The 26,347-nt window shown below is 32.4% G+C and carries 27 protein-coding genes; 13 read left to right on the forward strand and 14 right to left on the reverse strand.

Features of this window, described 5'->3' with window-relative positions:
• Nucleotides 1-114: 114 nt before the first annotated feature.
• The 7 genes from tssD (at nt 115) to PQ463_RS02105 (ending at nt 7,352) form a co-directional block, all read left to right on the forward strand.
• The gene (gene tssD, locus PQ463_RS02075) at nt 115-510 is read left to right on the forward strand and encodes a type VI secretion system tube protein TssD (protein WP_160782448.1); all 396 of its coding nucleotides are present in this window, start codon (nt 115-117) and stop codon (nt 508-510) included.
• A 36-nt stretch (nt 511-546) separates the two neighbouring features.
• Nucleotides 547-2,355, forward strand: coding sequence for a type VI secretion system Vgr family protein (locus tag PQ463_RS02080; protein ID WP_274256093.1), 1,809 nt, complete (start codon nt 547-549; stop codon nt 2,353-2,355).
• Nucleotides 2,356-2,357: 2 nt separating this feature from the next.
• On the forward strand, nt 2,358-3,809 hold the full coding sequence (locus PQ463_RS02085) for a zinc metalloprotease (protein WP_274256095.1): 1,452 nt from the start codon (nt 2,358-2,360) through the stop codon (nt 3,807-3,809).
• Entirely contained in the window at nt 3,806-4,492 is a 687-nt protein-coding gene (locus tag PQ463_RS02090; protein WP_274256096.1) for a toxin-antitoxin system YwqK family antitoxin, read from the forward strand. The genes PQ463_RS02085 and PQ463_RS02090 overlap by 4 nt, the downstream gene beginning before the upstream one ends.
• Nucleotides 4,479-4,865 (forward strand): hypothetical protein, encoded by a 387-nt coding sequence (locus PQ463_RS02095; protein ID WP_274256097.1) that lies wholly within the window; start codon nt 4,479-4,481, stop codon nt 4,863-4,865. Before PQ463_RS02090 ends, PQ463_RS02095 begins: the two co-directional genes overlap by 14 nt.
• Nucleotides 4,866-5,066: 201 nt before the next feature.
• Nucleotides 5,067-5,408, forward strand: coding sequence for a hypothetical protein (locus PQ463_RS02100; protein ID WP_274256098.1), 342 nt, complete (start codon nt 5,067-5,069; stop codon nt 5,406-5,408).
• Nucleotides 5,409-5,513: 105 nt separating this feature from the next.
• A complete protein-coding gene (locus tag PQ463_RS02105) occupies nt 5,514-7,352 on the forward strand; it encodes a type VI secretion system baseplate subunit TssF (RefSeq protein ID WP_274256099.1) in 1,839 nt (612 codons plus the stop codon).
• Between the two features lie 64 nt (nt 7,353-7,416).
• Here PQ463_RS02105 and PQ463_RS02110 read toward each other — a convergent pair whose 3' ends face one another.
• The 8 genes from PQ463_RS02110 to PQ463_RS02145 form a co-directional block, all read right to left on the reverse strand.
• Nucleotides 7,417-9,201 (reverse strand): cytochrome-c peroxidase, encoded by a 1,785-nt coding sequence (locus PQ463_RS02110; protein WP_274256100.1) that lies wholly within the window; start codon nt 9,199-9,201, stop codon nt 7,417-7,419.
• Nucleotides 9,202-9,268: 67 nt separating this feature from the next.
• Complete coding sequence (locus PQ463_RS02115) at nt 9,269-10,747, reverse strand: PhoX family protein (protein ID WP_274256101.1); 1,479 nt, start codon at nt 10,745-10,747, stop codon at nt 9,269-9,271.
• 164 nt (nt 10,748-10,911) lie between these two features.
• Entirely contained in the window at nt 10,912-11,541 is a 630-nt protein-coding gene (locus PQ463_RS02120; protein ID WP_274256102.1) for a 3'-5' exonuclease, read from the reverse strand.
• Between the two features lie 2 nt (nt 11,542-11,543).
• Nucleotides 11,544-13,463: a DUF294 nucleotidyltransferase-like domain-containing protein gene (locus tag PQ463_RS02125; protein ID WP_274256104.1), complete on the reverse strand. Its 1,920-nt coding sequence runs from the start codon at nt 13,461-13,463 to the stop codon at nt 11,544-11,546.
• A gap of 216 nt (nt 13,464-13,679) precedes the next feature.
• Nucleotides 13,680-14,051: a DNA topoisomerase IV gene (locus PQ463_RS02130; RefSeq protein ID WP_111424136.1), complete on the reverse strand. Its 372-nt coding sequence runs from the start codon at nt 14,049-14,051 to the stop codon at nt 13,680-13,682.
• A 134-nt stretch (nt 14,052-14,185) separates the two neighbouring features.
• Nucleotides 14,186-14,650, reverse strand: coding sequence for a hypothetical protein (locus PQ463_RS02135; RefSeq protein ID WP_274256106.1), 465 nt, complete (start codon nt 14,648-14,650; stop codon nt 14,186-14,188).
• Between the two features lie 15 nt (nt 14,651-14,665).
• Entirely contained in the window at nt 14,666-15,241 is a 576-nt protein-coding gene (locus tag PQ463_RS02140; RefSeq protein ID WP_274256107.1) for a DUF1572 family protein, read from the reverse strand.
• 11 nt (nt 15,242-15,252) lie between these two features.
• Entirely contained in the window at nt 15,253-15,603 is a 351-nt protein-coding gene (locus PQ463_RS02145) for a winged helix-turn-helix transcriptional regulator (protein ID WP_274256108.1), read from the reverse strand.
• A 130-nt stretch (nt 15,604-15,733) separates the two neighbouring features.
• On the opposite strand from PQ463_RS02145, the gene PQ463_RS02150 reads away from it, so the two are divergent.
• Nucleotides 15,734-16,537, forward strand: coding sequence for a DNA alkylation repair protein (locus tag PQ463_RS02150; RefSeq protein WP_274256109.1), 804 nt, complete (start codon nt 15,734-15,736; stop codon nt 16,535-16,537).
• 4 nt (nt 16,538-16,541) lie between these two features.
• On the opposite strand, the gene PQ463_RS02155 is transcribed toward PQ463_RS02150, so the two are convergent.
• From PQ463_RS02155 to murQ, 4 genes are all read right to left on the reverse strand, one after another.
• Nucleotides 16,542-17,114 carry a pentapeptide repeat-containing protein gene (locus PQ463_RS02155; protein ID WP_274256110.1) on the reverse strand — a complete coding sequence of 191 codons (573 nt, stop codon included), beginning with the start codon at nt 17,112-17,114 and terminating at the stop codon, nt 16,542-16,544.
• Nucleotides 17,115-17,125: 11 nt separating this feature from the next.
• A complete protein-coding gene (locus tag PQ463_RS02160) occupies nt 17,126-17,350 on the reverse strand; it encodes a hypothetical protein (RefSeq protein ID WP_274256111.1) in 225 nt (74 codons plus the stop codon).
• Between the two features lie 5 nt (nt 17,351-17,355).
• Nucleotides 17,356-17,577 (reverse strand): DUF6095 family protein, encoded by a 222-nt coding sequence (locus tag PQ463_RS02165; protein ID WP_111378576.1) that lies wholly within the window; start codon nt 17,575-17,577, stop codon nt 17,356-17,358.
• A gap of 68 nt (nt 17,578-17,645) precedes the next feature.
• Nucleotides 17,646-18,458 (reverse strand): N-acetylmuramic acid 6-phosphate etherase, encoded by an 813-nt coding sequence (gene murQ, locus PQ463_RS02170; RefSeq protein WP_274256112.1) that lies wholly within the window; start codon nt 18,456-18,458, stop codon nt 17,646-17,648.
• Between the two features lie 168 nt (nt 18,459-18,626).
• Here murQ and PQ463_RS02175 point away from each other — a divergent pair, with 168 nt between their 5' ends.
• Both PQ463_RS02175 and PQ463_RS02180 read left to right on the forward strand, forming a co-directional pair.
• Entirely contained in the window at nt 18,627-19,772 is a 1,146-nt protein-coding gene (locus tag PQ463_RS02175; protein WP_274256113.1) for a helix-turn-helix domain-containing protein, read from the forward strand.
• A gap of 155 nt (nt 19,773-19,927) precedes the next feature.
• Nucleotides 19,928-22,312, forward strand: coding sequence for a TonB-dependent receptor (locus tag PQ463_RS02180; RefSeq protein ID WP_274256114.1), 2,385 nt, complete (start codon nt 19,928-19,930; stop codon nt 22,310-22,312).
• 71 nt (nt 22,313-22,383) lie between these two features.
• Here PQ463_RS02180 and PQ463_RS02185 read toward each other — a convergent pair whose 3' ends face one another.
• Both PQ463_RS02185 and PQ463_RS02190 read right to left on the reverse strand, forming a co-directional pair.
• Complete coding sequence (locus PQ463_RS02185; RefSeq protein WP_274256115.1) at nt 22,384-23,052, reverse strand: ZIP family metal transporter; 669 nt, start codon at nt 23,050-23,052, stop codon at nt 22,384-22,386.
• Nucleotides 23,053-23,146: 94 nt separating this feature from the next.
• Nucleotides 23,147-23,911 (reverse strand): class I SAM-dependent methyltransferase, encoded by a 765-nt coding sequence (locus PQ463_RS02190; RefSeq protein ID WP_111378571.1) that lies wholly within the window; start codon nt 23,909-23,911, stop codon nt 23,147-23,149.
• Between the two features lie 135 nt (nt 23,912-24,046).
• Here PQ463_RS02190 and PQ463_RS02195 point away from each other — a divergent pair, with 135 nt between their 5' ends.
• The 3 genes from PQ463_RS02195 to PQ463_RS02205 all read left to right on the forward strand — a co-directional run bounded on the left by PQ463_RS02195 (nt 24,047) and on the right by PQ463_RS02205 (nt 26,301).
• Nucleotides 24,047-25,204: a THUMP domain-containing class I SAM-dependent RNA methyltransferase gene (locus PQ463_RS02195; protein ID WP_274256118.1), complete on the forward strand. Its 1,158-nt coding sequence runs from the start codon at nt 24,047-24,049 to the stop codon at nt 25,202-25,204.
• A 152-nt stretch (nt 25,205-25,356) separates the two neighbouring features.
• A complete protein-coding gene (locus PQ463_RS02200) occupies nt 25,357-25,593 on the forward strand; it encodes a hypothetical protein (RefSeq protein WP_111378569.1) in 237 nt (78 codons plus the stop codon).
• 12 nt (nt 25,594-25,605) lie between these two features.
• On the forward strand, nt 25,606-26,301 hold the full coding sequence (locus PQ463_RS02205; RefSeq protein ID WP_274256120.1) for an aspartate/glutamate racemase family protein: 696 nt from the start codon (nt 25,606-25,608) through the stop codon (nt 26,299-26,301).
• Nucleotides 26,302-26,347 lie beyond the last annotated feature (46 nt).

The following is a 26,347-nucleotide window of genomic DNA, read 5'->3' on the forward strand; positions in this document are numbered from 1 at the left end:
TTTATTAAGTTATTAAAGGGAGTCTATTAACTTAGACTTCCTTTTTTGTTTTTTACTTCTAAAAAAAAACATACAAACATTGCCTAAATTTTAATCATCAAATAAATCTACAAAATGAGTTTTTTATCTAAATTACATATAGACGGAGAAGAATTTAATGTTCTCGAATTTAATATTGGTTTTAAACAAGAAATTGACACAACAAGTAAGCCTACAGGAAACGCTAAGGGCGGAGTTATAAAAATGATAATTGAAGCAAGTCAGAACAGTCATTTTTTGGCTTGGATGTTGAATGGAGATTTGACCAAAGACGGCAAAATTGTTTTTTATAGAAGAGATGCATTAAGTAAAATGAAAGAACTTAAGTTTACGAAAGCATTTTGTGTTGGTTATAATGAGCAATTTACAAGCACTACCGAAATCCCAATGAGAATTACCATGGAATTAGTTGCAAAAGAATTGACTTTTGGAGATGCTAAATTCTCAAATAATTGGATTGCTTTAGATTAATTGTTTAAAAGCTAATTAAAAACAGGAAACATTATTATGGCACATTTTTCGGAACAAGTACATATAACCATAGGTGGTTTTACTCAAAACGTTGTTTATTATGATCTAAAGCTATCTCAAAAAATGGCCGACCATCATCATTTTTCTTTCATTTGGCAATATACAGGTAAAGCAGTAATTAATCCTGCAGATCAAGCTAAAGCACTGAGAACCTATCTAGGAGATGAGGTAATTTTTACTTTTAAAAGTCTTACAGGAATTAGACTAATGAGCAAAGGTATAATTACAGAACTTTCTTCTATTGATGTTGATGGAAGCCCAGCAGGATTACACGTCTCAGGCGTAAGTCACAGTATTGTTATTGATGACATGAAAAAAGCAAGAACATTTAAAGACCGCAGTATGGATGATATCGTACTGAGTATTTTTGCTGAAGGACCAGGAGAATTTTATCAGAGAGAGTCTATTAAATCAACCTATCTTAAGGAATTCAATAATCTTTTGCAGTATAACGAAACAAGCTTTGAGTTCTTAAAAAGAATAGCGGCACGTTATGGACAATGGTTTTATTTTGATGGAATGCGTATGCAGTTTGGGCAAACAAAAAACAGTCAGACCAAATTGATCAATGGCGCTTCATTGCATAGTTTCAAGATACAGGCTAATATGAGCTCGCATAAAATTTCGCTGAATGGTTACGATTATAAAAACGTATCGACTTTTCGTGAAGCAGCGACTAAAACTTCATCTGGCAGTAAAGACAGTTTTGCTGCTATTGTAGGGTATAATCAAGGGACTGTAGCAAATTCTGATTTAAGTAATGGCTCTTATACTGCGAATGCAACAAATAAAGACGAACTTGATGAAATGGTAAAACTGCAAACTGCAGGCAGTGATGCCAACAGCGTATATTATAGCGGTATTTCTTATTTTCCAATTGGTTTAGGACAGGTTTTTACCATTCAAAATCAGACGGTACAGCACGAATTAATAGCTATTGAAGTGGTACATCATTCTCAAGTACATGGAAATTATTCTTGCGAATTTAAAGCAATTCCTGCAGATGTATCTGCACCGCATTACACCGATGTATTTGTTTACGGTAAAGCCGAGACGCAGCCAGCACACGTAAAAGAAAATAATGACCCAGAAGGGTTAGGACGCGTAAGAGTCGAATTTTACGGGGCAAGCGGTACGGCAGTGACAGATTGGATAAGAATGGTACAGCCTTATTCTGGTTCAGGAAAAGGATTTTATTTTGTGCCAGAAATTGGAGAAGAGGTCTTAATTGGTTTTGAAGGTAACAATGTGCAGAATCCTTATGTGATTGGAGCCCAATATAACGGACAAGATTCAAGCGGTTATGCTGATGCACAGAATAACATAAAAGCAATTCATACTCGTAGCGGACACATTATTAAATTCACTGAGGATGAAAGTATTACCATAACTGATAAAATTGGCAACGAAATTCATTTAGATACAGTGGGTGGAAACATAAATATTACTGCACCAAAAGTAATAACTATAACAGCGACTGATATTATTATGAATGCTTCTCAAAATATCAGTTTATCTGCGGGAATGAATATAAGTGAGAGCGCCGGAGTTGATAAGTCGACCACAATTGGAATGATGCATAATGTAACTGTTGGAGGTGACAGTATGTTGTCGGTTACTGGGAATTTCATGGAAAATATTGAGGGAAACAAAGAATTACATACAGAAAAGGAAATAACTTTCAATAGTCAAATGGGAATGGAGTATTCATCTAGTGGAGAAATACAAAAGCATTCACAAAAAGAAGTAAAATTGAATAGTGCTGAAAAATCTAATTTCTTTTAATTATGTCGTACAAATCTATAGTAGGAGGGAAATTAATTGTTAATGCTAAAGGTGATATCAAGTCTTATGCAAAAGAAAATATTGAGATAAACTCTGAAAAAACTATTAAAGTAACTGGAGATGAAAAAGGAGTTAGTTCTGGAAAGCCCAAAATGGTTGCTATATATATCAATGAAAAATGCTTGGTTCATTTTAGGCCAAAGGATAATTGGAATGGAGAGAATTATGGATTTGATTGGGTAAGAACTGGTGATACTAAAATAAAAGGGGATACTAATTACAAGCCAATAATTGGCAAGTATGGGGCTGTGTATGCTTCACAAGGAGGGGTACTTACACAAAGTAATGATGAATATAGAAAATTAATGTCTAAATTTAATCCTCATACATTTTTTATAAAAGACAAAAGCGGTAAAAAGAAAGGAGTAAATTATTGTGTTCCATGGCTATGTTTGTACCCTGAAAGTATTGTAAAACAAGTAAAACAAAAGGACGGAACACTAAAACCAACAGAGATTAAATCTGGGTTTAAAAATACTACTGCAACATTAAAAACTATTCTTGTAATAGATAAGCAACCAGAGAAGTTAGAATTAGACTACGACACTAAGTTATTTAAAATAGTTAATCCTGCTTTTCCATTATCTGTTGGAAAGCATGAAATAGAGATGACTATAACATGTTTAAAAGAGTTTAGTACAGATCAGCCTATAAAGGTTGTTGCGACCTATAAAGATGCAGCGGGTAAACTAGAAAAATCTTTAGCTGGAAAAATAAAAGTACTTAGGAATAAAGATAGATATAAGGTAGACGTTCTTTTTGTTAATGTCTGGACTAATATTAACAATGCTGCAAAACCTAATAAAGGAGCAACTATTAATAGAGACAAAGAGTTAAGAAAGTACTTAAATCAAGGTTTGGTAAATCCAACATTTGAAAAAGTAAATTTAGACTTAAGTGTTGACATAGATCCAATAACTAAAAAAGTTACAAATAGGAAAACTAATTTTAATAATATATCTCATGCTATAGGTGGAATTAAACCTAAAATTCCAGATGGAGCTATTGATGATATTTACAAATTCTTAAATACTGAATTATATAAAACTTACAGTTATAAAAAGTATCAAAATCATTTTAAAGTTTATTTTATAAATGAAAGTGCCGGAGGATTGTATGGTATTGGTAGATCAATAAATAAAGCTGATGATTTTAGAACTATTTTAGTTTATGCAATAGGATTCGCAGATAGTACTGTTGCTCATGAAACACTACATTCTATGGGATTATATCATACATTTGATAATAATAGTGATTTTACTTTTGAAATTTTCAAAACAGATAATATTATGGATTATTCAGATACAGCTACACCTGCTATACCTGTAATAAGTTTATATCATTGGCAATGGACTAAATTATGGCAAAGAGCAACAAAAGATGTAGAAAAATGAAAAAAATATGGATAATAGGTTTAGCTTTTATTGTTTTTAGTTGTAAACCACAAACTAAAAGCCAAATAGAAGGTGAAAAAATAAAGCATTACGAAATGGAAAGCAAACATGAATATAACACATTAGTTACAAAAGATTTTGAAGTATTTGATATCAAACGATTTGATAAAAATAAAGATGAAGCTGAAGATTATATTTACACTTTGATGGATGGTTCAAGAATTAGAGAATTTGGATATAAAGAAAGAGGTTATTTTTCTGAATGCAGTAATGGAAAATCTTTATATTCAGTAGGGAAAGCTTTCTATGCTAATGGGAATATTCAAGCAAAAGGACCAAAATTTAAAGATGATTGTGAGATTGGCATTTGGTATGAGTTTGATGAAAGTGGAAAGCTAGTTAAAGAAATTGATTATGATAAACCATTCAAAATTATAATTGAAGATATATTAGAGTTTTTAAAAAAAAATGAAGCTGATCTATTTTCGGATTTTACTTTTGTAAATAGATCTTTCGATGAGAAAACAAAAAAAGGAACTTGGAATTTGCGTTATAGAGGAAAATATAAAGAAAACGTTGGGATGTTTATTGTTGAGATAGATGATGCATCAGCAGAAGTTACAAAAGTTATAAAAATATTAGGCAAGGAGGGTGAAAAGGAAATTATTTTTGAGAAAAAATAGCATAAGAACAAGTATGTCAATGTTGTTGTTGATTTCCTTAAAAAGTCTAGGACAGAATAAGGTTATAGAATTAAAAAAATATGCCTTTAGTAAATGTTTAGATTATAATTATCAGAAAATTGATTCAACTTTTTATCATGTTTATAAAGATGCTTCAGCAGTTCAAATATCAATTGATGGTAATTTTTTGCAAGATGATGATTTAAAGAATAGAATAATAGATTATACTATTTCTGTAACTGATAAATATTACTCTCAAAAGAATAATTTACACTTTGAAACAGGTGATAAAAACATTGTTTTTTGCAGCTGTTTTAATTTTTTTGAATCAAAAGAATTAGATAAGTTTATAAAAAAAGCATTAAAAAAATAACAATGCCATCCACTAACTAATACATATATGTATTAGTTAGTGGATTGTAAAATATAAAGTGAATAATTAATCATTTTAATGTGAAGTAAAATGTATTCACTTCTTGCGTTCACGAGCGTCTCGCTCGTGAACGCAAAGAATAACTTAATTGAACTTTCGAGCGGGATGCTAGCGCCAGCAGGGTACATTAAATGTAAATAGATGAAAAAGATAGTTATTCTAATTGGGATATTTTCCTTTCTAGGATGTACTAATAAAAAGTATTATCCTAATGATTCAAATTTTAAAGATATTGAAACAAATTTTTCAATAAAAGTAGATGTGGCCAATAAGCTTTATGACAAAAAATTTGAAAAATTAATGAAATTAAAAATTAGTGAAGATTTTTTTAAGCATTATAATAAAGTAATCTATATTGAAGGAAGATCATATTATATTGGCTATGCCACTATTTTAGATAAAAGAGGGGTTGAAAATCCTCATTTGGTATATTTAGCAAAGATCGATTCAAAAACTGGAAGAATTGATGTTGTAAAAAACTAAATGGCTGAATTAGTTGAAATATGATTTTTATAAGGGATACAGTTTACTGAAAAGTATTTTGTGAAAATATTATGTTTATTACAAAAGTAGAAGTAAAATAACACAATGAGACAAGATCGAATAAAAGACAGAGTGCTAAAAAGAGCAGCTAGGTCATGGGGCTTTTCAGATGTTGAGATGGAAACATCATTTGATCCTGTAGTATCAATGATGCTTAATGCATTGTCTTACGAATTAGAAAAAGTAGCCCATGAACTTGAAGACTCTAAAACAAGAGTTGTAGAAAGGGTATTGGAAATTATGTTTCCCGAAGTTACGACAGGAGTAAAACCTGCAAGAGCAATTTTGCATGCGTTGCCAATAGAGAATAATATGAAAGTTTCGTTGCAGAATCAGATGTCGGCAAATCGAAGAATTCATAATATTTACAATCCTTTGGCGCCAATTACTAAAGAGATTGCGCTGTCGCCAACATTAGAAGTAAAGCTCTCGTCTGCAGAGATAAAATATGTGGCTTATGAGCGTAATTTGTTTGAGATTTCGAATCTTTTTTACAAAGATTCCATAAGAGATTATAAGAATTCACTACCTTCTGGTGTAGTGTTTTTAGGGATTGAATTAACAAATCCGAAAGTTGAAGACATCGAAGATTTAATGTTATACATTGACATTAAAAATATACATCAGAAAGAGATGTTTCATTACTATTTAAAACAGATGAAATGCTTTCAGGATGAGGTGCAAATCGCAGTAGAAGAAGGTTACAATGTTCCTGTAAACAATATTGATATCGAGAATATCATCAATCGTAATTACACGCATTTGAGTGAAATTATGCAGGAAGTAAATGAGTTTTATTTTGATAATTTTTATACGCTGAAAGGGGCTTTAAAGTATAAACATCTTAATGAATACAGTGCAGAATATAAATGCTTTGAAGCTGTAACAGAAAGAAATGATAATCCGATTATTTGGGTAAAAATGATTTTTCCAGAATCGTTAATTCCGCAAATATTAGATAATGTTTCTTTTACGGCAAACTGCTTTCCTGTAATTAATAAAAAGAAGCATATTATAAATAAAACATTGGGTAATTTCTTGTCTTATATCGCATTAGAAACAGACAATAATTTCTATCTGGATGTTGATACCGTTATCGACGGATTCAATAATCATTATGAAATAAAAGAATTTAAAGATGGTGTGCTTGAGGAAGGAAACGCCGTATTAAGAACTGGCGGTGTTTCTAGATTCGATTCTAGAAGTGCATCAGAATTGCTTCAAAATGTATTAGACTTGCTAAAGGACGAAAGTTCCTCTTTTGCCGGTTTGGGTAAAGACTTTATGAACAGTTCTTTGGTTGAAATTAATCAGCTTTTAGCCTCTGTGGAACAGCAGGCAAGAGAAAGCAGTTTTTCTAAAAATAATGATCCTTACCTGATGATTAAGCCAAAGATTGATGAATCTATAGGAAAGTCATTTGGAATACATTATTGGTCTACTTGTGCAGAAGAAGGAAATGATATCAAAGCCGGAACTATTTTAGAATCGAAAGAGGATTTGCTGTTTGTAAGTAAAGAAGCAGTTTTGGTTACCAATACTGTTGGCGGTATGAACAAGCAGAACAATAAAGATCGTATTTTGGCTTATCGAAATGCTTTGCTTACTCGTGGTAGAATCGTAACATTTGCAGATATAAAAGCGTTTGGATTTAATCATTTTAAAAGCTGTGTAGCAGATATCAGAATAGAAAAAGGAACGCGAAAAGAAATTTCTGTAAAAGCAGGTTTTAGTAGAACAGTAGATATTTATTTAAAAATAAATGCAACAGAGAGAAATTATTTATTGGCTACAGAATGGGATTATCTGTGCGAAAGTTTTATAAAGAACTTAAAAAACAGATCATCAAATGTATTTCCTTATCGACTTTTCATAGAGGAATAAAAAATTAGAAAACGCCGAAAAATTATTTTTCGGCGTTTTTGTTTAATAGAGATTTATTTTGGTTTTACTGGTATTTTTTATCTGTAAGCGTTTTTATAAAATCAACAAGAGCTTTTTCTTCTTTTACCGTTAAATTTAATTTGTCAAAAGGAAGTGTTTGGTTTTCTACTTTGTAGCCTAAACCAACTCCACCACCTTTATTGTAGAAAGAAACCACTTCTTCTAACGTTTTAAAAACTCCGTTGTGCATGTATGGAGCTGTAACTGCAGCATTTCTGACAGTAGGCGTTTTAAAAGCACCAATTAACTGTGGCATTTGGTTATAAATGTAACGGCCTTTATCTGGACTTAAAGATTTTCCTGAAGCTTCATTTGGAGTTCCAATAACTTCGTGTTCGGTTTTGGAATAACTTGGCGGAACTGTTCCGTTAAATAATGGTGTAAAATGGCAAGTGGCGCATTTTGCTTTTCCCATAAATAAGTTCATTCCTTCAATTTCTTCATTGTTCAGAACGTTTTTATTTCCTCTCATGTATTCATCAAATCTGGAATAGAAAGCGTTTAAGGAGCGTACATAACTCGCAATAGCATTTTGAATCTGCCATGCTTCTGGTTTTGATATTTTTGGATAAGCTTTTTTGAATAGTGTTACATACTCCTTATCCAGCTGAATTTTAGCATGAATATTTTCCATTGAGCCATGCATTTCGTCTTTATTCTGAATCACGTCGACACTTTGTTTTTCTAGATCCAACTGACGCATATCCCAAAATTGAGCATTCTGCAAAGAAGCATAGGTTAGAGTAGGAGTGTTCCTTGGCAAATTCATTCCAGTAAGCGAAACATTTGTTTTTAATCCATCAGTAAAAGCTTTTTCAGGATTATGACAAGTCGCGCAGCTTCGGTCATTGTTTTTGGAAAGACTTGTATCATAAAACAATTTTTCTCCTAAAACCGCTTTTTCTTTAGTAAAATTATATTCTTTAGAAAGCACAAAAGCATTTACATCAAAAGCGTCTTTATCAAATAAAGTTTCAATTGTTGGTTTTAGCGGACTGCTTTTCTTTACATTTTTAATGTTTTCTTCTTTCTGGAAAGTTTTCAGTTTTTTCGAAATTGGATTGAGATATTCAGTTATAAAAACAGCACGATTGAAAGCGTTGAAATTATTATTTTCGGCACAGTACTTTTGTGCATTTTTTGTTAACTCTCTCAATTCAGATACCGATTTATTACCAGCATCAATCTTTTCAAGCGTTTCCGGAATTGAGATTAAGCTCTGTCCAGCTTCTGGAATTGAAGATTGCAAAATCGGACTATCAAAACCGGTAATTCCTAGAGCAATAACTCTAAAAACATTCTGCTGTATGGCATCCAGAACGTAATCATCGCTAATGGTAATAACTTCAAAAGTGCTTTTGAGCTGTTTGATATTCGATTGAAAAATATTTAATTCTCTCGTTAAATCTTCTTTGCTTTCAAGATTGTATTCAGGATAAATCATTTCTTCCATAACCTGAAAACCATGAGGCTCAAAAGATCGGTTTTCTTCCAATTCCATTTCGTCAAGAGCAGGACCATTCATAAATCGAGCAGTTTCAGGAATAAAATATTCAACTGCCCATTCGACTTTTTTGTATGCTAGGCGTGACTTTTTAAATTGTTCTACAATTTCTTTTTGTGAAGAATTGCTTTTTACAAGCGTTTGAAATTGAGTAATTTCATTATTAAGTTTACTTAAGTCTACAAGCAATTCTTGTTTGACCGTTGGTTTTGAGGCTTCGCTTTCTTTGCATGAATAGAAAAAAGAAAACAGTAGGAATAGAAAGGTAAAATATTTTAATTTCATAGTGGAGTTGTAATAGAAACAACCCTTATCGGAAAATAAGGGTTGTCAATAGATTTTGGTAGAATTATTAGCGTTGTACGTTTCTAATAATTACAGTTTGTCCTCCCTCTTTGTTAGTTTGAGTTCCTGAACCATCAGCATTTTTAAATGCATCACTTTGCCAAGTATGAGGGTGAATATTTACCGTGAAAGTATCTGGAACACCAATGATATCTGAAATGTCTTGCATAGCTCCAAATTCCCAGCTTCCAAATCTCATTTCGCCAGTTTGGTTATAAAGTGTGTTCCAAGCTGTATCTGTTCTTTTGTGGTTCATGTTTAACCACGCTTTATTTTGTTTTGTAGCAATATTGTATTGCCAGATGTATGAATCGTGTTTTGCATCTGCATAATAACTATCACCATCTTCTTGAATGTAAACGTAGTTTTCAGTCACACATAAGTTATCAGGATTGATGATTCCGGTTCCAGGAGTACTGTCACCTTCAACAGCCAATTCTAAAGTTCCTTTTAATGGGTTTGTTGCGTCTAATTTTACTTTATACACTCTTCCCCACATCGTGTAACCTTCAACAGGAGCATTATTTGTTGCTTGACCTGTAGCTGTAAAATAGATTTCTCTATTGTTGCTTGCGCTTCCTTTTCTGTAATCTACGTCTTCAACTCTTGAAAAACGAATTGCTTTTAAATCATTAACTGTTGTATTGATTACAGCACCAGTTAAGTTTTTAGCATTCGGAATTTCAACAAATTCAACTGGGTATGAATTGTTTAACTTCATAGTCGTTTCAACCTGATTCCCATCAGTTCTTTTTAAAGCGTATAATTTTCCGTTAGATAAATCACCAACTGTACTAACATACATAATTAACTGACCAGCACTTACGTGAGAAGTAGCATAAGATTGATCTTCACCAATTAAAATAACTGTTTTTCCAGGATAAGCCTCTTTTGGAAGCGGAACCGCGTTTTCCATACTTGCTTTTCCTAAAGCTGGTAAAACTCTATCAGTTCTTGCTTTGTCAGTTGATAATCCAAGAGGATTAATTCCGTGAACCATACTTTCTTGACCGCTTTCCCCGGCAGTTAAAAAGATTGGTCCAAATCCGTGGATTTCTGGAGTTGCCAAAGTAGCAGAACATAAACGAGTAAGACCTCCAACACCATCAACGATATAATCTCCTTTTACAGGTTTGAAGGTTTTATCTAAATATACTCTTGATACAGATTGGATAATTTCGTGGTTGGTAATCATAATGTATCCGTCACCATTTGGATCTTTCATTAATCCAGCTCCGTCAGGCTGTGCTCCGTAAACAAAAGAAGGTGAATTTGGAAGAACATCTGCACTTGTAATTAAAGTACTGATTTTTAAGTTTTCAAAACCTGTTTGAGCATAAACAAAAGGAGGTACTTTTGAATGTGAAGTAAAATCGATACTTGCGTTTACATCGTTTTTTGAATCTTTGTCATCATTTTGACAGCCTATTGCAGAAAGACCAGCAAGTCCAAGCAAGGTAATTGATTTTAAAAAGTTAGCTTTCATAAAGTGTTTTTTATTTTTTTTGATTAAGGCAAAGCTATCTCTCTAAAACAAAGTACACGTTATGTTAATTTTTTCTTAATGCTAATAAATGTAAGTCTTGTATTATGAAAAAGTAAATTAAAGGTTTCGAATGTAAATTTAATATTCTTAAAAAAATCTTAATATTATTTAAATAGCTGATTTAAATTGGTTGCTTTCTTCTCTTTCAGTTTTTTAACAATCTTAAGAAATGCAATCGCAGTAATATAAGCATCTCCCAAAGCAGTATGACGGTCTTTCTTTGAAATATCAAATTTGTCAGCCAAATCATCTAAAGTGTAATGATCTTTCCTTTCAAATAAATGGGACTGAATCAAAGTCTTTTTATATAAATAAGCGGTATCTAAAGTTTTGTTGGTTAAATGTGGAAGCCCGTTTCTTTCCAAAGCCTTATTAATCATAGTAACGTCAAAAATGGTATGATGAGCAATGATTATGGAATCTCCTAAAAACTCCAAAAACTGTTGCAAAGCTTCTAGTTCGGTCGGACGTTTTACAAGCAGATCTTTCAAAATGCCATGAATCTGAGCGGTCAATTTATCATAATGATCTTGTTCCAGATAAACTTCAAAGCTTTCCTGAACATTAATAATTCCGTTTTGAAGAACCAATGCGCCAATGCACAAAATACGATCGTTATCATAATCAAAACCTGTAGTTTCAGTATCTAAAACCACAAAACGAGTTTCTTCGATCGTAATATTTTCATCGAATAGATTATTTTCTTCTTTCTTCCAAAAATTGAATAAACTCATTATTATACCAGATTTGAGATATTAAAACGTACTGAAATAAGTTCCTGAAGTTCTTTTATGGTTTTAAAAGTACGTTTCAGTTTAATTTTTTCCATTTTGGTTAAAGATTCCAGTTCGATAAACTGACCCGAATCATGGTGTAACAATCCTTGTTTGGTTCTAAATTTCAGTAAAGCTTTAAACGAATATGAACAAGACAAATACAATTCTCTGTTATTTGGTTCCAGTTCTGCCAATTTCTCAAAACGCTCTGCTGTATTGCTGATTCCTTTTACCGAATGCGATAAAATTAAAACACGTGCGGCGTCGGTCAATGGCATTAAAGCTCTTCGTTTAATATCGAAATTATCTTTGTTTGCACCATCTTGTTCAACCAGAAATTGTCTAAAAAATCCAGTAGGAGAAGGACTTTGCAAAGCACCACTCACCAAATGCATATAAAAAATCGGATTTGCTTTTACGTTTTCAAAAATAGAATCAGACAATTCATTAACGATTTCAGAATCGCCATAAGTTTTGCTGTAATCAAAGAAAATAAACGAAAGTAAAACTTCATTTTTACCAGGATTTGTAATCCAATGATGTACTTGGGCTTTCCATTCATCTAGACTCATGCACCATTTCGGACTTGAAGCCATCATGTCGGCAGGACAATAATCGTAACCAATTTCAAAAAGGCCTTTATTGACAAGTCCGGCAAATTTTAAGAAATAGATTTTAGTTTCATCCCTAAAAACTTCATTGACATTTTCATACACAATTGCATTGTCCTGATCTGTGTGAAGCATTTGCTCGCCACGTCCTTGACTTCCAAGCGCTAGCCAGGCAAATTTTACAGGCGGTGGACTACTCATTTTTTCTAAACAGATTTCGATAACTCGAGTTGTGCAGGCCTCGTTCAATTCTGTAATGATTTTGGTAATCAAAGTCATCGGAATATTTTGATCCAAATAACCTTGAAGCAGTTGCATGATTCGGTTTCGGATTGGTTTTATTTCCTTGATTTTTTTGGTGCGTTTCAGCGCTTTTATCAAAACAGCTGGATTATTTCCAAGCGCTACCATTACATCGTGTTTTGATAAAATTCCAACCGCTTTTGTATTTACTGTCCCATCTTTCGTTAAACATAAATGGCTGATGTTGCTTTTCATCATGGCCATTTGCGCCTCGGTGACCGTCATTTTTTTGGGATACGTAATAACCGGTTTGGTCATGATCGTTTCTGCAGTTGTGGTTATCGGAAAATCGCCTGTAACAATTTTATTTCGAAGGTCTTTATCAGTCAAAATACCAATCGGAAGCATTTCATCAACAATCAATATCGCGCCAACTTTCTTTTTATTCATAATCTTTGCCACTTCCTTAACTGTCGTTGACTGACTGCAGGTAACTATTTTTTTAGAATATTTTATTGGCGATAAATCGAAAGAATGATTGCTCGAATGCAGATTTTCATTCAGCTGATCATCACCATATAATTTGTCTTTATGAATATCCGAATACGGATTTCGGGTGTTTGAAGCATAACTCTCAATCAGGAAATTACCAATGTTTCTGTTTTCTAATGCATAAGGCTTGAAAACGGAAATAGGAATAGCGTAAAGAATAGTTTCTTCATGCGCCACAGCTTCCATAATATAGTTTTCTTGCGCCAAAAGCGGACGAAGTCCAAAAATATCGCCTTCATCACACATGTCTAAAACCGTATTTTTAGTGCTTTTTTTCAAAGCGACAGCGCCTTTATGTACGACATAAAAAGAATCGTGCGTTTTGTCATTTTCGGAAAAAATTACAGCATCCTTTTCTTTATAAATAATAGAAATCTGTTCAGACAGTTTTTCTAAATCTCTCTGATGCAGAAAATTAAACGGCGGATAATTCTTTAAAAAGTCTGCAACTCTTTGCGAAATGGTATTTTTCATTTGGTTGGATTAAAGTTCTAATGTACTATTTAAAATAGAAATGTAAAAGAAACATTTTTGTTTTTTGAGTTGCAAAGGGACAGAGTTACAAAGCAACAAAGATTTTCCTCACAGTTTTGTCATCCCGAGGAACGAGGGATCTCCGCAAGTAGCTCAACAAAGTTTTGCAATAAAAAAAGCTCCAAAATTGGAGCCTTCAATATTTTAAATTATGTCTTAATCAACTTTATAAACTGTTCCGCGCTGTTTCTCTTCAGAACCAACCAAGCCAAATTCAAAAGTATAAGAATCTTTAGAAGTCGTTAAAATCTTCATGCTGATGGCCTTTTCTTCAGCCATATTTTTCGGATGTTTTTTCTGCAACACATATTCGCAATCGCTTACCCAACGAATGGTTGCCGTATCTGTTTTGCCTTCAAAAGTTTCGATTTCAATATCATCTTTGCGTTCAAAATAAGTTGTTTTTTTCTCGCCGTTGACTTCTGTCTCAAATTTGAATTTTCCAGTTTTAAAATCCTTGCAATTGTGTTCAGCATTATAACAAGATACTAAAGCCAGTACCGGAAATAAGAATACTATTTTTTTCATTTTAATTAAGTTGTTTTTTAGGAGCTAATCCCGCTTTCCATTTCAATCTTTTTATTTTTAAAGAAAAAATAAAAAGGATTTCCATTGCAATCGGGGCTAGGGCATTAGGATAACAAGAAACACTTGAATATAATTTAAACTTTTTGAATATAAAACTCTTTCAGTTTTTTAGATTCTTTGACTTCTTCTCTCATTTCTTCTCTAGACTCACTTTTGTTTGCTTTTGGCCAGATATGAAAACCTCCTTTTGTCATCGCTTTAATTTGTTGAAGAACGTTTGGCGAAAAATCAGCAAAAAAACTCAAGTCTTCAGGATTATCCCAAACACCCCAAATGCCATTTTCGTCTATATCTCCAGCATAATTAATGATATGAGTTGGATAAGTTTTGACCATTTTAAGTTTAAAATGTTCCAAATTATAAGAACCGTTCCATCGAAATGAGTCCACATCATCAATTCCAGAACCCGTAATAATTGAATTTGCAAAACTTAATTCAATAGACATTTTATGTTGTGAGGACGAATTAGAATAGCAATAAAATCCTTCCCATTCTCCGCTTGGTAAAAAGTGATGTGTTTCGTTATCTTTTGATTTCATATTTAGAAAGATAGATTATTTCAACCTCTTTAATTCATCATCGGTAAAGTTCTTGATTTCTTTTTCTTTGGCAAACTTTTCGGCATTATAATTTCCCGATTTATTCTTAGGAATCGATAAACTATTCCATTCGCTGTTTTTCAGTTGTTTAGCATAAAAAACAATCTGCCCAACATGATAAGGATAATGTGCCAACTGGCGATTAATGGCTTCAATAACTGTATGGCCTTCATTTCTAATGTAAATGATATCTGAAAGCTGATCTGCTTTTAAGTTTTCTAAAGCATTTTCGAGACAATTCCACCCTTTATTCCAGATATCTAAAACCTCTTCTTTAGATTGTATATCGTTTTCAAATTCGGCATCACGGTTTCGCCATTCTTTTTCTCCGTCGGAAGTTAGAAAATCAGTCCAGCGCGAAAGCATATTGCCAGAAATATGTTTTATGATTGTTGCTATACTGTTGGTGTCGTCATTAAAAGAAACAAAAAGCTGTTCAGGTTCGATCTGATCGATTGCCTTTTCGCCAAGCATTTTATAATACAAAAATTGCTTTTTAACACTTTCTAGGTAAGATTCATCAGCTTTCATGATTTGCTATTTTAAGATTGAAGTTCGATTTTGTTTTCCTGCATCAATATTTTTCCCCAGTCATTTAGTTTCCAAAGAATCTCTACTAATTGTTTTCCAGTTTCGGTTAAAGTGTATTCAACCCGCGGAGGAAGTTCGTTAAAAGAATGTTTTATCAATATGCCATCTTCAACCATTTCATTTAACTGCTGATTTAAAACACGTCGGTCCACTTTTGCAATGCCACGTAAAAATTCACTAGGTCTTTTTTTGCCATCATTTATCTGCCAGACAATCGGAATTTTCCATTTTCCGCTAATGGAATTTACAGCAATTTCTAATGGACAAATTTTATTTTCGGCGTTTCGTTCCTTTGTTTGCATAAAATTGACTTTTATATCCCTATGGGATAAAAATATGCGGTATTGCCAGTGTTATCAGGCTTTCCGATCTTTACAAAAATAATCAAAATTTTAAGCATAATAAAAGATCAATTGTATCAAAGTAAAAACTATGGAAGATATAAAACGTAAAGGAGCTAGATCGGCAAAAGATATTCCTGCTTTTGTTTTAGAACAGCTCAATAAAGGAGAAATTGAAACTGCTAATCTGGTAGAATGGCTTGCTGTGAATCAAACGACGCTTTTAGGGAATCTATTGAAAGAAAGTAATCGAATTCAATATTTGGAACCTATTTTGACAGATATCAGAAATTTGAAAAAACAAACAGTCAACACCATAAATGAAACAATTGGAACAGGAATATTGACAGAATCAATTCTTAATAATGATTCTGATATACTTTCAATAATGGCGAGACACAAATCGGATGTAGTGAGATGCTGGTTTGCTTATACAATTGGAAAAAATCAAGAGCTTAAAATTAAAGCAATTTTAAAGGAAATACAGTTTCTATCAGCCGATAAGCATTTTGGTGTCAGAGAAATTTCATGGTTAGCAATTCGATCTAATATTATAAACAATTTAGAAGAAAGCCTTGAAATTTTATTGGAATGGACTTTTAATGAAGATGAGAATATAAGACGTTTTGCGACCGAAGCGACCAGACCAAGAGGAGTTTGGTGCGAGCATATACAAAAACTAAAACAAGAACCAGAATTGGCTTTAAAAATTCTAGATTCTTTAAAAAGTGATCCTTCAAAATATGTGCAAGACAGTGTTGGAAATTGGCTAAATGATGCCAGTAAAACAAGACCAGATTTTGTAAAAGATTTATGTGAAAAATGGGAGAAACAAAGTCCAACAAAAGAAACACTTTATATCATTAAAAAAGCGCTCAGAACAATAAAAAAATAATTTATTATATAATTTTGATATCGTATTTATCCAATAATCCAACAATTCCATCGGTAGAAAATTGCGCTTTTTTCATCGGATTAAATTCAGGATCAATTTTATAATTATAAGCTGTTTTAAAGTTAACTCCCGCCAATTGCGTTTCGTTAAAAATAGCGCCGTCAAGATTGCAATTGTCAAAAACAGAACTCGTTAAATTGGTTCCTATAAAAGTCACTTCGCGCACAGAAGAATTGATAAACTTGGTTTTAGGCATTTTTTTATTTGAAAAAAGAGCATAATCCAAAACGCAATCTTCAAAATAAACCTGAAATAAGAAATCGTCACATTCGTTAAAAGCAATTCCGAGAAGTTTGCAGTTTTTAAAAGTGACATTTTTTAAACTTGTTCCTGCTAAACTCGTCATAGAGAGATTGCAGTCAATAAATTCGCAATCAAGAAAAGTATTGGAATTGAAATTACTATTGGAAAAATCACAGTTCTTAAACACACAATCTTCAAACTCGCGATTGTTTATTTTCTTATCAATATAAACAACTTTCTCAAATGTTTTCTGAATGTGAATTAGACTTTCCATTTTATATTATATTATTTTTTTGAAAAAATGATCTTTCTTGCTTGATCTTCAGAATAAAGTTTTCCTTCACTAATATTTTTGATGGAATTTTCTATATCTAAATTGTAAGACTCTATAGAATTATTGTTAGGATAATTAATGCATTCAAGAAGTCTTTTTAACTTTTTGAGCGTTTGTGGCTCTTTTATTTTTTCAATTTCTTGATGGATCCATTTAAGATCTTTTTCTATATCCATCGAATTTAGTCATTAAATATACCTTTCATAATGATTTTCAATCCCAAAAAGATCAAAAGCATAGAAGAAAGACAAGCCACAATTCCGATTCCTAAAACAAGATAGTGCCAGTTGTTGCCTTGATTTTGAAAAGCATTATAAATCAATGTTGGCCCGAGAAACATTAAGGGTAAAGCGCCTGATAAATATTTCACTCCTTTTTTTAGTAATTCTTTGTTTGTTGCCATTTTGTTTTTTGTTTAAAGTTTTCTTTGTTTCAAGTTGTAGTTTGACACAACATCTTACAAAAAACTTTTTACTTATTATAATTATCAACAGCATTTCTCACGCTGCCGTATTTTTTTAATAATTCAGAAGCTTCTTCGTAAGAAACTGAAATCTCATCCATAATCATTTTTACACCACGATCAACGAGCTTGACATTGCTTAACTGCATATCGACCATTTTGTTGCCTCTTACTTTTCCAAGCTGAATCATTGCGGCGGTCGAAATCATATTTAAAACCAATTTCTGTGCAGTTCCGGCTTTCATCCTTGAACTTCCTGTAACAAATTCAGGTCCCACTACAACTTCGATCGGGAATTGCGCTGTCAGTGCTAACGGACTTCCCGCATTACACGTAATGCATCCGGTAACAATGTTATTTGCATTGCAAGCTTCTAAACCACTAATAACATAAGGAGTTGTACCAGAAGCTGCAATTCCGATTACGACATCATTTGAATGGATATTATGATTTTGAAGATCGATCCAAGCATTTGTTGTGCTGTCTTCGGCATTTTCAACTGCACGTCTTATCGCTGTATCGCCCCCAGCAATAATACCATTTACCAAATCAAAAGGAACACCAAATGTAGGCGGGCATTCTGAAGCATCGACAACACCAAGTCGGCCAGAAGTTCCTGCTCCAATATAAAACAATCTACCACCCAGCTTTAATTTGTCAACTATCTGAGGAATCAAAGCTTCGATTTGTGGTAAAGCTTTTTCTACTGCATAAGGAACAGTTTTGTCTTCTTGGTTAATATTAGATAACAATTCATGAACAGACATTTTCTCTAAATGTTCATATTTTGATGCTTGTTCAGTAGTTTTCGTAAATGTCATTTTATCATTATTTAGACTCGTCAAAATTAATATATTTTATATCAATCTTGCAAAGTCTCAGAGATTTAAAATCATTTTTTTTCTTCTATTTTTTCTGCATAAAGACGGTTAAAATGTGACTTTGTTACATAAACTAAAATATTATATTTGTTTAATATAAAAAGATAAATGGATAAATTAGGATTTTTAGATAGTGTTGCCCGTATTGCTGTTTTTGTTTCGTTATTACTTGCACTTTTTTTGCTTACCGTAAAGACAGAGAATAAATTAGCAAATCGATTATTTGCCTCTTTTATAACTTTTTCAGCAATTGATTTCAGTGGCCTTCTTGATTTTTCATTTCCGACAGAATATATTTATTTAACGATTTTGAGAAGTACATTTTGTTTGCTGGAAATGCCTCTGATTTATTTGTACGTTTTAGCAGTCTGTTATTCTGATTTTCGATTAAAATGGAAACACTTAATATATACAACTCCATTTGTAGTAATGAATTTAGTTTTAATGCCTCGATTTTATTTAGAATCAGGTATTGTAAGAGAACATTTTTTGGCCAATTTCAGTAACATGCCTGAAGTGTATTTTTTTCAGATTTTAATCGAATGCCAATATTGGTTTTATATTATCAGCATATTTTTGATTTTAAGAAAATACAAGAAAATCTACCTCGAAAATTATACAAATCCGAGTACCTCTACCTACAAATGGCTTTTTCAGATGAACTGTGTTTTTGCGGTAATGCATAGTATTACAGCTTCAAAAAATTTGTTGCGTTATACTGCTTCCAGAGATACTTTTCTTTGGGGAAATGTTCTTATGGTGATTATGGCCTTAAGCGTAATATGCTGGTTTGTGATGAAAGCATTAAATCATCCGGAACTTTTTAGAGGAATTAATTCAAGATTGACATTAACTAAAGACTTTCTTCCTAAAGAAAACAATGAAACCATCGAAATTGCAAATAATCAGGATGAAGCTGTTTCTGCTCAGATTTCAGAATTAAAAAATTATATGATTGAGAAGGAGCCATATCTTGATCCGTCGCTTACGATTCAGGAACTGGCCAATCAAATTGAAATTTCAGTTCGGGATTTGTCTGTTTTAATTAATCATCATATGGATCAGCATTTTTTTGATTTTGTGAATGAATATCGTATTCAAAAAGCAATGGAAATTTTAAAAAATCCTTCCAAAAAAGATTTAACTGTTTTAGAAATCTTGTATGAGGTGGGATTTAATTCTAAATCATCGTTCAATACTTCTTTCAAAAAATATACAAATTTAACGCCTACGGCTTATCGAAACGCTTCATAACTAGTAGTTTGTAAAAAGTCGTACTTTATGCTAAAAAAAGTCGAACCAATTTCTTTAAGAGAAAATGGTTCGACTTTTTTTGTCGGTCGCATAGGCAGATTTTCTAAGGCAACTTTGCTTCAAATTAATCGAAACAAGTTTTAAAATTAGAAATCATGAAAAAAGCAAACCTCCTTATCTTTTTATTATTGCCTTTATTTTGTTTGGCACAATCAACATTAAAATTAAAAGGAAAAATAACAAGCCAAACAAAACCTTTAGAATGGGCAGAAATAACAATCTCAAATTTAGAAGGAAAAATTATTGAAGGAACAACTTCAAGTCAAGATGGCTCTTTTGAAATCAATCTTAAAAATGGTTCTTATAAAATAGGGATAAGTCTTTTGGGGTTTACTGATTATGAAAATAAAATTTCCTTAGAAAAAGATACAGATTTAGGGGTTATGACGCTTAAAGAAAACGAAACAAAATTAGTTGAAGTTTTGATTCAGTCTAAAAAGAAAACCATCGAGCAAAAAACGGATCGTTTGGTCTATAATTTTGAAAATAATGTAACCAATGTTGGAGGAGATGCCTTAAGCGCCATCAATAGCGCGCCTGGTGTTGTAGTGCAAAACAATACGATAAATATATTAGGAAAAGGAACTTCGAGGGTTATGATTGATGGAAGAATTATTGAATTAACGGGCGAAGAATTGAATAATTTTTTAAAATCAATTTCGGCAAGTGATATTAAAAATATAGAAATTATAAGTAACCCGCCTGCAAAGTATGAAGCTGAAGGAACTGGCGGATTGATTAATATTATTATGAAAAAAGGAGTTCGTGATTCGTGGAAAAATACCACAACAGCTTCTTACGATCAAAATAAATACGGAATTTTTACTTTGAGAGATAATTTCTTTTATAACAAAAATAAGTTTCGCCTTTCGGCAAGCGTCAACGGAAAAACGGGATATATGAATATAGAGGAAATTTCAAAAGTATATTTTGAAGACGGAATTTCAAATTTGAACGCTACGACAAAAATGAAAAATGAAAATCTATCAGGGAAATTTGCTTTAGATTACGATTTTTCAGAAAAAACAACAGTGGGTTTTCAATTTATAAACGACAGAAATAATCCGGATTTTCAATCGGATATTGTGATAGACAGATATGATACTCAGAATCAATTAAAAAATTATACCATCAATAAAAGTTACGCAGACAGAGCATCTGGAAGTTTAACGTACAATGCGCATTTGATAACAAAACTGGATTCGCTGAACCGAAAATTATCTTTTGATGTGGATTATTTTAATTACAATTCAAAATTTGATCGTGAGTTTATCGCAAACGACTATTTGGCAGACGGAACTTTTGTTAATGTGAATCAGTCGGGGCGAAATATCTCAAATCAAGATATTCATAATTGGAGTTTTAAGGCAGATATGGAACATCCGCTTCAAGTCTTGAATTTATCTTATGGCGCGAAAATGAGTTTTACAAACAGTGTAAGCGATTTACTTTATTACAACACGATTACAGGAACTCCAGAATTAGATCCTTTACAATCAAACCGATTTAATTACACAGAAAATAATCAAGCGTTTTATGTTAACGGAGATAAAAAAATCAATGAAAAATGGAATTTTCAAGTTGGTTTGAGACTGGAAAACACGCAGACGAAAGGTTTCTCTGAAACTTTAAATCAGGAAACGGTTAATAATTATTTGAAATTGTTTCCAACAGTTTTTGCGTCTTATAAGAAAAACGACAACAATACTTTTACCTTAAATTATGGAAAAAGAATCAACAGACCACGTTTTGATTTATTGAATCCGTTTCGAATTTATATAAGCAGTAATAGTTATTCAGAAGGAAATCCGTTTTTACAGCCTTCGTTTAGTGACAACTTTGAGCTTGGATATTCTTATAAAGAAATTTTGAGAACTACGGTTTTTGTCAATGCAATTACAAACGGCTATGGCGTTTTGTTTACCTCAAATCCAGAAACAAATACACAAATTGTAACCAGAGATAATTATTTTAAAAGTTTGAATTATGGAGTTGGAGAAACATATTCGGCAACTTTTGCAGATTGGTGGACAAGCGAAAATTCTTTGTATTTTTTAGGCGCAAAAACAGAATTTATTAAAGATATCAATGCAACTCCGTCAAATAGTTTAGAAATAGATTTTTCTACAAATAATACTTTTGTATTAGGGAAAAATTCTAAGCTTCAAATTGATTTTAGTTACACGCCACCTTATGAAAGCGGTTTATACAAAATAGGTTACACATCAAGTTTTGATATTGGTTTTAAACAAGATTTGCTTAATAAAACGATGCAAATCGCATTTTTAGCAAATGATATTTTTAATACTTCTTACTTAAAAGATTTTACTTCAGTTGTAAATGGTGTGAAACAGGTTTACGATCAAAACAATAGTAACCGATTTGTGCGTTTGTCTGTGGTTTATAATTTTGGAAATAAAAAGATAAACATAAAAGAGCGTGCTTTTGGAAATCAGGATGAGAAAAAGAGAGCTAACTAAATTAGATAATTAGAAAATGTGCCAATTAGATAATGATAATTTTCAAATTGGCACATTTTCTAATTGACACATTATAAAAAGAATGCCAATAAAATTCCGAGAACGATCATCGAAACTTTGGCGATATTGAATTTATGGCCTTCGCTGCTTTCAAAGATAATAGTAGATGAAATATGGAATAAAATACCGATTACGATTGCTGTTATTTCGGTGTAATATTTACTTAAAAAAGGCAAATATTCAGATGCTATTGTTCCTAGTGGCGTCATGATAGCAAAGGTCAGCATGAAGGCAAAAATGGCTTTCTTGTTTAAATCGGCATTGATAAAAAATGTTGTTAGAATAACGGCAATTGGCAAATGATGAATGGCAATTCCGACAGCTAAACCGTGATGGTGACTTACAGGAAAACCTTCTAAAAAGGCATGAATGCAAAGACTGATGAACAAGAGCCACGGAATCTGAGACATTTTTGCGTGTCCGTGTACGTGTCCGTGCTCGGCACCTTTTGAGAAAAATTCGAGAACGATCTGGAATAAAATTCCGACCATTATAAAGATTCCGATGTTATGATTGTGCGATTCGTAAACATCAGGAAGAAGATGCATTACGGTTAATGACAATAAAAAAGAACCGCTGAAGGCCAGTAGTAATTTTAAATTGGTTTTGTTTTCGGGTTTTATAAACAAAGCCGCGCCATATCCTAAAAGTACAGAAAATAAGGGTAGTAGATAATTCATCTTTTTGTTTAATCGTTTTTTTGTTTAATCGTTTAATCGAATTTCTTGTTAGTTTGTTTAGCGATTAAACAAATTAACGGTTAAACGATTAAACCTATTTAAAAATCATGATTAATCTTTCGCTTTCGGTTTTATGGAATTTTTTGAGTTTGTAGTCTCCAAAAATGTCCAGAAGGAAAATTCCAGCTTCGTCCATTAAATCCTGAAAGTCTTTCAAAGTTAGTGCTTTTACTTTTTCTGTAAAATGATATTTTCTGCCTTTGTCTTCAAAATCAATTTCTTTGAAAATATGTCCATCTTCAACATATCTTTTGATGTGAAAATCTATTTCGTCAACGGTTTTTACTTCTTCAGGTACAAGGTTTTCAATAACGTTTGCCACGTTCATGAAATCGATAACCGCAAAACCATATTCAGATAGGCTTTCTTTAATTGCCTTTAAAGTAGTCAGATTGTCGTCGTCGCTTTCAAAATAGCCAAAACTGGTGAAAAGGTTGAAAATGGCATCAAACTTTTCTTCAAAAGGTTCGCGCATATCATGCACTTTAAAATGCAGTGTTTCGTTGCTATTTTTGCTGGCTTCTACAATACTGTTTTCAGACAAATCTGCTCCTAAAACATCATAGCCCAACTGATTTAAATAAATAGAATGACGGCCTTTTCCGCATGCTAAGTCCAATACTTTTGCTTTTTCGGGCAAGTTAAGGTAATGCGTTAAATTGTCCATGAAAACCTGAGCTTCACGATAATTACGATCCTTATAAAGAATGTGATAATATGGCGTGTCAAACCATGAAGAATACCAGTTTTGATTATCGTCTTCGTGATTTGGGATTGATGCGTTAGGTTCTTGAGACATTTATTCTATTTCAATTAATTCAAAGTCCGGCAAATTTAGTGTATTTTTGCCGAAAAATAACTATTTCGCTTCGATACGTGTTTATACCAGTATAATAAAATGTTATGGCGATTGGCTTTTTTTAATTGAAAAAAAATGGAAGAAAATTTTAAAATGATTGCCAAATGTTTTTTTGGCTTTGAAGAAATATTAGAAAAAGAATTACGCACACTTGGCGCTCAGGACGTTGAAAAAGGTGTGAGAATGGTAAGCTTTAAAGGTGATAAAGGTTTTATGTATAAAGCCAATCTGTCTTTGCGCACGGCTCTTAAAGTCTTAAAACCAATTTATTCTTTTAGAGCAAACAATGAGCAAGCTTTGTACAAAGGTATTTCGGGTTTAAACTGGTCAAAATATTTAAATGCGAACCAGACTTTTGTGATCGATGCAACTGTGCATTCTACTTATTTTAATCATTCTGAATTTGTTTCTCAGAAATGTAAAGATGCGATTGTAGATCAGTTTAGAGAAAGAACTGGGCAAAGGCCAAGTATTGATAAACAATATCCTGATTTGCGTATTAATATTCATATTGATAAAGATCAGGTTTCTGTTGCTTTGGATACTTCTGGAGCTTCGCTTCATCAGCGTGGCTATAGAACGGCTACGAATATTGCGCCTATTAACGAGGTGTTAGCAGCTGGAATTCTTTTATTATCAGGCTGGGATGGACAAAGCCATTTTCTAGATCCAATGTGTGGTTCGGGAACTTTCTTGGCAGAAGCCGCTATGATTGCCTGCAATATTCCAGCAAACATTAACAGAAAAGAGTTTGCTTTTGAAAAATGGAAAGATTGGGATAATGATTTGTTTGATACAATTGTGGATAGTTTAATGAAAAAAACAAGAGAGTTTCATTATACTATTAAAGGTTTTGATAAAGCGCCAAGTGCGGTTAGTAAAGCTAAAGATAATATCAGAAATGCCAATTTAGAGGATTATATTAAAGTTTACGAAGAGAATTTCTTTGATACGGAAAAAGAAACAGAAGGAAAGCTTCATGTTGTTTTTAATCCGCCGTATGATGAGCGTTTAGATATTCATATGGAAAGGTTTTACGCCAGCATTGGAGATACATTAAAGAAGAATTATCCAGGAACAAACGCTTGGTTTATTACAGCAAACCTTGAAGCTTTAAAATTTGTTGGATTGAAACCTTCAAGAAAAATCAAACTTTTCAACGGAAGCCTTGAAGCGCGTTTGGTGAAATACGAAATGTATGAAGGAAGCAAGAGAACGAAGTTTCAAGTCTAAGCTTCTAAGTTGCTAAGATTCTGAGATGCTAAGAATTTTAGCTAACTAAAAAAAGATTGAATAAAATTTTAAATAATTAAGTTTCTGTTATTTAAGAATCAAAGGAAAACTTAGAATCTTAGCATCTCAGAACCTTAGCAACTCTAAAAAAAATGTCAAAACTACAACTACGAGCTTTTTTATACCAATTGGCAGCTTTTGCGGTCTTATTTCTTCTATTTAGATATTTGATTGCTGCTTATACAGGATTAACTGGAATTTGGATTCCGATGACGGCATTTGTAATTGGAACTATTATCGGACCTAAATTTCAAGCTGTGAGAACCAAAGATGGTGAAAAGCTTTTTATGAAATGGCTTTTTATAAAAGGAATCAAAGAAATTGGATAATCTAAAACGTATATGAGGAAAATTGGACTTATTGGCGGAATCAGCTGGGTTTCTACATCTGATTATTATACTTTGATTAATAAAGGGATTAATGAAAAACTCGGCGGATTAAATTTCTCCGAATGTCTAATTTACTCTTTTAATTATGCCGATATTAAAAAGAATAACGACAGCAACGATTGGGATTCGACTTTTAATATGCTTTTGAAAGCAGCAGAAGTTTTGAAATCGGGCGGGGCAGAAGCAATTCTTTTATGCGCCAATACCATGCATCTCGTTGCTGATAGATTGCAGCAGGCAATTGATATTCCTCTTATTCATATTGCAGAACAAACAGCAATTCAAATTCAGAACAAACAGCTCAAGAAAGTAGGCTTATTAGGGACGAAATTTACAATGGAACTAGATTTCTTCAAAGATAAACTGGCTGAAAAAGGAATTGAAACAATAATTCCTGAGAGTGAAGAAGTGAAGGATTTTATTCATTACACAATTTTTGAAGAGTTAGGAAGAGGAATTGCAACAGAAGAAACGAAAAAACGTTATCTAGAAATAGCAAATGAATTAATTCAAAACGGAGCAGAGGGAATCATTTTAGGATGTACTGAAATTCCGCTGGTAATAAAAGAAGGAGATTTAAATGTGCCAATTTTTGATACCACTTTAATACACACGCAAGCAGCAATTAATTTTCAGTTAGCTCTCTGAGCTTCTAAGACACTAAGTTTCTAAGTTTCAGTATCTAAACATCATA

Source organism: Flavobacterium sp. KACC 22763, from assembly GCF_028736155.1.
GTDB lineage: Bacteria > Bacteroidota > Bacteroidia > Flavobacteriales > Flavobacteriaceae > Flavobacterium.

What these genes read in the sequence shown, in the direction of transcription:
- tssD (WP_160782448.1), top strand. Translation starts at nt 115, where the DNA reads ATGAGTTTTTTATCTAAATTACATATAGACGGAGAAGAATTTAATGTT.
- PQ463_RS02080 (WP_274256093.1), top strand. Translation starts at nt 547, where the DNA reads ATGGCACATTTTTCGGAACAAGTACATATAACCATAGGTGGTTTTACT.
- PQ463_RS02085 (WP_274256095.1), top strand. Translation starts at nt 2,358, where the DNA reads ATGTCGTACAAATCTATAGTAGGAGGGAAATTAATTGTTAATGCTAAA.
- PQ463_RS02090 (WP_274256096.1), top strand. Translation starts at nt 3,806, where the DNA reads ATGAAAAAAATATGGATAATAGGTTTAGCTTTTATTGTTTTTAGTTGT.
- PQ463_RS02100 (WP_274256098.1), top strand. Translation starts at nt 5,067, where the DNA reads ATGAAAAAGATAGTTATTCTAATTGGGATATTTTCCTTTCTAGGATGT.
- PQ463_RS02105 (WP_274256099.1), top strand. Translation starts at nt 5,514, where the DNA reads ATGAGACAAGATCGAATAAAAGACAGAGTGCTAAAAAGAGCAGCTAGG.
- PQ463_RS02110 (WP_274256100.1), bottom strand. Translation starts at nt 9,201, where the DNA reads ATGAAATTAAAATATTTTACCTTTCTATTCCTACTGTTTTCTTTTTTC.
- PQ463_RS02115 (WP_274256101.1), bottom strand. Translation starts at nt 10,747, where the DNA reads ATGAAAGCTAACTTTTTAAAATCAATTACCTTGCTTGGACTTGCTGGT.
- PQ463_RS02120 (WP_274256102.1), bottom strand. Translation starts at nt 11,541, where the DNA reads ATGAGTTTATTCAATTTTTGGAAGAAAGAAGAAAATAATCTATTCGAT.
- PQ463_RS02125 (WP_274256104.1), bottom strand. Translation starts at nt 13,463, where the DNA reads ATGAAAAATACCATTTCGCAAAGAGTTGCAGACTTTTTAAAGAATTAT.
- PQ463_RS02130 (WP_111424136.1), bottom strand. Translation starts at nt 14,051, where the DNA reads ATGAAAAAAATAGTATTCTTATTTCCGGTACTGGCTTTAGTATCTTGT.
- PQ463_RS02135 (WP_274256106.1), bottom strand. Translation starts at nt 14,650, where the DNA reads ATGAAATCAAAAGATAACGAAACACATCACTTTTTACCAAGCGGAGAA.
- PQ463_RS02140 (WP_274256107.1), bottom strand. Translation starts at nt 15,241, where the DNA reads ATGAAAGCTGATGAATCTTACCTAGAAAGTGTTAAAAAGCAATTTTTG.
- PQ463_RS02145 (WP_274256108.1), bottom strand. Translation starts at nt 15,603, where the DNA reads ATGCAAACAAAGGAACGAAACGCCGAAAATAAAATTTGTCCATTAGAA.
- PQ463_RS02150 (WP_274256109.1), top strand. Translation starts at nt 15,734, where the DNA reads ATGGAAGATATAAAACGTAAAGGAGCTAGATCGGCAAAAGATATTCCT.
- PQ463_RS02155 (WP_274256110.1), bottom strand. Translation starts at nt 17,114, where the DNA reads ATGGAAAGTCTAATTCACATTCAGAAAACATTTGAGAAAGTTGTTTAT.
- PQ463_RS02160 (WP_274256111.1), bottom strand. Translation starts at nt 17,350, where the DNA reads ATGGATATAGAAAAAGATCTTAAATGGATCCATCAAGAAATTGAAAAA.
- PQ463_RS02165 (WP_111378576.1), bottom strand. Translation starts at nt 17,577, where the DNA reads ATGGCAACAAACAAAGAATTACTAAAAAAAGGAGTGAAATATTTATCA.
- murQ (WP_274256112.1), bottom strand. Translation starts at nt 18,458, where the DNA reads ATGACATTTACGAAAACTACTGAACAAGCATCAAAATATGAACATTTA.
- PQ463_RS02175 (WP_274256113.1), top strand. Translation starts at nt 18,627, where the DNA reads ATGGATAAATTAGGATTTTTAGATAGTGTTGCCCGTATTGCTGTTTTT.
- PQ463_RS02180 (WP_274256114.1), top strand. Translation starts at nt 19,928, where the DNA reads ATGAAAAAAGCAAACCTCCTTATCTTTTTATTATTGCCTTTATTTTGT.
- PQ463_RS02185 (WP_274256115.1), bottom strand. Translation starts at nt 23,052, where the DNA reads ATGAATTATCTACTACCCTTATTTTCTGTACTTTTAGGATATGGCGCG.
- PQ463_RS02190 (WP_111378571.1), bottom strand. Translation starts at nt 23,911, where the DNA reads ATGTCTCAAGAACCTAACGCATCAATCCCAAATCACGAAGACGATAAT.
- PQ463_RS02195 (WP_274256118.1), top strand. Translation starts at nt 24,047, where the DNA reads ATGGAAGAAAATTTTAAAATGATTGCCAAATGTTTTTTTGGCTTTGAA.
- PQ463_RS02200 (WP_111378569.1), top strand. Translation starts at nt 25,357, where the DNA reads ATGTCAAAACTACAACTACGAGCTTTTTTATACCAATTGGCAGCTTTT.
- PQ463_RS02205 (WP_274256120.1), top strand. Translation starts at nt 25,606, where the DNA reads ATGAGGAAAATTGGACTTATTGGCGGAATCAGCTGGGTTTCTACATCT.